Origin of the sequence: Phormidium pseudopriestleyi FRX01 (assembly GCF_017313335.1) — a bacterium.
In the GTDB taxonomy this organism is placed as follows: domain Bacteria; phylum Cyanobacteriota; class Cyanobacteriia; order Cyanobacteriales; family Laspinemataceae; genus Laspinema; species Laspinema pseudopriestleyi.
The window spans coordinates 1-5,788 of the sequence record NZ_JAFLQW010000433.1 but is presented as its reverse complement, the minus strand read 5'-3'; the positions used below and the strand labels follow the sequence as shown (position 1 = coordinate 5,788).

Annotated in this window: 3 protein-coding genes; 1 reads left to right on the top strand and 2 read right to left on the bottom strand. The window is 45.4% G+C overall.

The window, feature by feature from the left end; genetic code table 11:
• Positions 1 to 1,612: DNA polymerase I (polA, locus tag J0895_RS16290; protein ID WP_207089097.1), on the top strand; the 1,612-nt coding region annotated here is incomplete at its 5' end.
• A gap of 46 nt (positions 1,613 to 1,658) precedes the next feature.
• On the opposite strand, the gene J0895_RS16285 is transcribed toward polA, so the two are convergent.
• Positions 1,659 to 2,879, bottom strand: a complete 1,221-nt coding sequence (locus J0895_RS16285; RefSeq protein WP_207089096.1) for an acetate kinase — start codon at positions 2,877 to 2,879, stop codon at positions 1,659 to 1,661.
• 179 nt (positions 2,880 to 3,058) lie between these two features.
• Positions 3,059 to 5,491 carry a phosphoketolase family protein gene (locus tag J0895_RS16280; protein ID WP_207089095.1) on the bottom strand — a complete coding sequence of 811 codons (2,433 nt, stop codon included), beginning with the start codon at positions 5,489 to 5,491 and terminating at the stop codon, positions 3,059 to 3,061.
• Positions 5,492 to 5,788 lie beyond the last annotated feature (297 nt).

Genomic DNA, 5,788 nt, shown 5'->3' with positions numbered 1-5,788 from the left:
TCCTATTTTAGAAAGTAGCGACTATCCCAAATGTTTGCACAATGCCAAATTTGACCGTCTCGTGTTGCGCTGTCAGGGAATTCAACTGGCTGGAATGGTCTTTGATACCCTACTGGCGAGTTATTTGATTAATCCTGAAACAACGCATAACCTCACCGATGTGTCAAGTCGGTATTTAGAAGTTACCGCAGAAAGTTATAAAAATTTAGGACTTGCTAAAGGCAAAACAATTGCCGATTTAGCTATTCCAAAAGCGGCCCAATATTGCGGGTTAGATGTGTTTACAACCTATCAGTTAGTCGGGAAAATGCAAGAGGAACTGGCGGATAAATCTAAACTGCATCAACTGCTGATAGAGGTGGAACAACCCCTAGAACCTGTATTAGCAGAGATGGAATATACGGGGATTAGAATTAATAGCGACTATTTGGGGACTTTCTCCCAGCAGTTAGAGGCACAATTGCAGGAAATAGAAACCAAAGGGTATCAAGAGGCGGGGGAAGAATTCAATTTGGGGTCTCCTAAACAACTCAGTTATATTTTGTTTGAAAAATTAGAGTTGCCGATTAGTAAATCCCGCAAAACTAAGACGGGTTACTCGACGGATGCGGCAGTGTTGGAACGATTGCAAGGGGAACATCCCCTGGTGGATTTAATTATCGAAAATCGGACTTTGGCGAAATTAAAATCAACATACGTGGATGCACTACCCAAGATAGTGCGAAAAGATACCCAGCGAGTGCATACAAATTTTAATCAAGCGGCAACGGCAACGGGACGATTGTCTTCTTCTAATCCGAATTTGCAGAATATTCCGATTAGAACCGAGTTTTCGCGCCAAATTCGGTCGGCATTTTTGCCGGAAACTGGGTGGTTATTGGTGTCTGCAGATTATTCTCAAATTGAGTTACGGATTTTGGCGCATTTGAGTCAAGAACCTGTGTTGATTGAGGCGTATCAAAATAACCGAGATGTGCATACTGTGACGGCGCAATTGCTGTTTGAGAAGGAGACGATAACGGCAGAAGAAAGGCGGATGGGGAAAACGATTAATTTTGGGGTGATTTATGGGATGGGTTCGGTACGGTTTGCGCGGGCGATCGGGAAAACTTCTCAGGAGGGGAAGCTGTTTATTAAGCGGTTTTATGAACGCTATGGCAAGGTTTTTGAATGTTTGAATGGGTTGCAAAAACAGGCGATCGCACGCGGATATGTAGAGACGATTTTAGGGCGGCGTCGCTATTTTGACTTCCAAGGGGACAGTCTTAATCAACTCAAAGGAACCGCTTGGGAATCGATTGATTTAGACAAGCTGAATAAGAAGATGGGAATGCAAGATTCTCAGAATTTGCGGGCGGCTGCTAATGCACCAATTCAAGGGTCGAGTGCAGATATTATTAAGGTAGCAATGGTGAAAATGCACGAGGTTTTAAAGGCGTACCAAGCGCGGTTATTGCTGCAAGTTCATGATGAATTAGTGTTTGAAATTCCTCGGGATGAATGGGAGGAGTTGCAACCTAAAATTAAGTCTACAATGGAACTGGCAGTCCCGCTTTCGGTTCCGTTGGTGGTGGATATTCATGCGGGGGAGAATTGGATGGAAGCGAAGTAGGGATGGCAACAACTGCCAGGAATTTGAACTCCTGGAGTTGTTGATATTAACTGCGGTTTTCGGTGAGGCAATGCCAACATTCGCGGGCGATCGTCCAATCTTCTTGCGCCTGGATGACGAAGACTCTCACTTTCGATTCGGTTGTGGCAATATCGGCGTCTTTGGGGGAATTCTGGTTTTTGTGGGGGTGGAGGTGTAATCCTAAAAACTCGAATCCCTCACAAGCTGCCGATCGCACCCTGGGATGATGTTCTCCGACGCCTCCGGTAAAGACTAAGGTATCTAAACCTCCGAGGATGGGTAACATTGCGCCAATCTGCGATCGCAGTCGATGCACATAGATATCAAAGGCTAATTTTGCTCGTTTATTACCGTCTTCAATGGCAGTCTGAATATCGCGCATATCTGAGGAAACTCCCGATACTCCTTTTAATCCGGATTCGCGATTGAGGATAGTGTCTAATTCGTCTACTTTGAATTGTTGCGATCGCATCTGATGAATTAAAATCCCTGGATCAATACTTCCCGATCGCGTTCCCATCATTAACCCTTCTAAGGGCGTAAATCCCATTGTAGTTTCTACGGATTTGCCGTTTTTAATAGCAGCTAAAGAACAACCATTGCCCAAGTGACAGACTACCATTCGCAAACTTTCCAAGGGTTTGTCTAACAATTCAGCGGTGCGTTGAGTGGCATATTGATAGCTAATTCCATGAAATCCATAGCGGCGAATTCCTTGCTGATACCAATCATAAGGTAGGGGATAAACTACGGTTTCTAAGGGCAAATTGGCGTGAAATGCAGTATCAAAAACGGCGATTTGTGGCACATTGGGGAGAATTTTTTCTACCGCTTCGATGCCTTGTAAATTGGCGAGATTATGGGCGGGGGCGAGTTTGGCAAGCTGGGCGATCGCCGATTTCACTTCGGGCGTAATCAGCGTTGCTTCGCGGTATTTTTCTCCACCATGTACGATCCGATGTCCGACGACATCAATTTCTGATAGATCGGCGATCGCCTGGGTTTTTCCCTGCCATAGGGTGTCTAATAAGGAGGCGATCGCTTTCTCCCGGGATTCGCTTGTTCGAGTTTCTGCTAACTTTTGGTTACCGCTTTTTACTTCAATTTCGGCGATTCCTTCCTGGCGAGCCCAATCGATTTTAGCTTCCCATAAGGGCGGACTCATTTCATTAAAAGGCTCTTTTTTCAATTCATATAAGTAACTTTTTTGACTACTCGAACCGGCATTTAAAACTAATATTTTCATGGTTTATTTCTTGACAATATCCTGATTTTATGATTAAAATTTAATGCCCATGTCAGAACAGGAAAAATCCCTGTCCTGATACCAAATCCGGTTGTCTCAAGAAAACCCACCGTTAACGGGTGTGGGTTTTTATAGACCTTTGACAACCGGATTCTAATTAATGGCGTTTCATCGGGTCATTAACACCACTGCCAATTCATAATCTCATCGGGGTCAGTGCCTTTTTCTTGAATATATCCTCGGTGGGCGGCGAGAACATATTCATATTGACTGACTCGTTCATTTGCTTGGGCAGCAACCCGGGGATTATAGGCAGCCGCTAATCGAATCGCTTGCATGATTAAATGATAGCGACTGGCATGATTGCGGACTAGCATATCAAAGGGGGTAGTTGTTGTTCCTTCTTCCTGGTATCCATTAATCTGGAAGCGGCGAACATTAGGACGTCCAAAGATTAATTGCTTGACGACAGATGGATATCCATGAAAGTTGACAATAACTGGGCGATCGCTAGTGAACAAAGCATCAAACATATCTGCATCCAATCCGTGGGGATGGGTGGATTTTTCTTCCAGAATTAGCAAGTCGGTAACATTCACCACGCGGACCCGCAATTCGGGCAATTGCGACCGTAAAATATGGGCTGCTGCTAACACTTCCACCATCATCACATCGCCAATTCCCACGAGGACAATATCCGGATTGACACCATCATCAATACTGGCCCAACGCCAGACGGAAGCCCCGGCGCGACAATGGGCGACTGCCTCGGACATGGACAACCATTGGGGCATGGGATTCTTATTAACAATCACCAAATTAATATACCCGTTACTCTGCAAACAGTGGTCTAGGGTACTGATGGCACAGTTGGCATCTGGGGGTAAATAAACTCGGGCTGATTCGGCTTGTTCGTCCAGGACGCTATTAATAAATCCGGGATTTTGATGGGAAAATCCGTTATGTTCTTGTCGCCATAAGGTGGAACTTTCCAGATAGTTCAGGGACGGGACTGGCAACCGCCAGGGGAAGTCTTTGGATAATTTGATAAATTTGCCATATTGATCCATCATCGTGGTGACAATGCCCAAAAATGCCTCATAAGAGGGAAATAACCCATGCCTTCCGGTGAGTAAATACCCTTGTAACCAGGCTTGACAGGTATGTTCGCTGAGAATTTCTAAGACTCGTCCATTATGAGGTCCAATATGTTCATCGGCTGGATCTGTGGGCCATTGATAGCCGCGATTGGTGGCTTCTAAAACGGGGGTGAGTCGATTGGATTCGAGTTCGTCGGGACTAAAAATTCGGAAATTATCTGGGTTATGTTCAATAACGGATTTGAGGTATTTACCGAGTTGATAGGTATTGCCAATCTGATTGTCTCCTCGACTAGAACAGTTATGGGTTTGTGAATGCTCGATCTCCACTTCAAAGTCAAAAATATTAGGCAGTTTCAACTCTTGGCGCATTTTCCCCCCAATGGTATGAGGATTGCATCCCATGCGCCGATCGCCTTGGGGACAAAGGTCGATAATTTCGGGTTTGGGTCGTCCCAATTCGTCGATTAATTCTTCAATGTGGTAGGATTGCAACCATTGTTCTAACTGTTGCAATTCGCCCTCGTCGGTTGCGGCATTTTTGGCGGGAACTTGATGAGATCGATAGGAACCTTCGATGGGTTTGCCGTTCATTTCTTTAATCCCACTCATGCCTTTAGGCGATCGCAGAATTAATACGGGCCACTGGGGTTTGGAGATGCGATCGCCCGATCGCGCAGCTTGTTGAATTCGGCTGATTTCTTGATACGCCCAATCCATTGATCCATAGAGGTCCGCATCTAGGTCTGAATCCGCCACGATTCTCACTTGATAGCCATATCCGGTAAACAGATGCATCAGTTCTTCATCACTCATCGTCCCATAAATCGTGGCACTGGATATTTTATACCCATTTAAGTGTAAAATAGGTAAAACGGCCCCGGACTCGGCAGGGTCAATATACTTGTAGCTATGCCATGCCGTTGCTGTCGGTCCGGTTTCTGCTTCTCCATCCCCAACAATACAGGCGACGACTAAATCCGGATTGTCCATGACTGCGCCAAATGAGGTCGCTAAAGCATATCCGAGTTCTCCCCCTTCATGAATCGTTCCGGGAATTCCTGGATATAAGTGAGAGGGAAATCCTCCCGGCCAAGAAAACTGTTTGATAAACTTTTCCAATCCCGATTTATCTAAGGTTAATTCGGGATAATACTCTAACAGTGACCCTTCTAAATAGAGATTCGCTAAGTTAGCCGGTGCACCATGTCCCGGTCCCGTCACCAGAAACATATTCACGTCATATCGGCGAATCAGGCGGTTTAAATGGGCATAAATCAGATTAATTCCAGGACTGGTTCCCCAATGTCCTAGTAATCGGTCTTTAATATGTTCCGGTTTTAACGGGTGGTCCAGTAAAACATTATCTTTGAGATAAATTTGTGCCACCGCCAGGTAATTTGTAGCCCGACGATACCGGGCGATCGCTTCTAATTCTTGGTGATGATGTTCTCGGACTCGTTCGACGGAAATCTCTGGCCCAAGGGGGGGTCTTTTCGGTGTTACCGTCATCAGTTTGTCCTCTTAATTTAGATTACAACGCTTCACGAGGGGTCGAGTTTATCCGTCACTACTCCCTCGAAATTCCACCGGCAGGACTTACGCATTTCCTCTAATGTTTGTACAGGCGATTTGTGAATCGCCCCTACATTGAGGGTTGACTCTTAAAATATCTGTAAATCCTGACAGGAGAACGTTGTTATCCATGTTAGCAGCAGGTTTAATATTCGCACTCTATCATTGGGTAGAAGCTGAGAGTGTGCCAATTCTCCCCCTAAAGGAAGGCTTAAAATTCTCCATCCAGTTCCC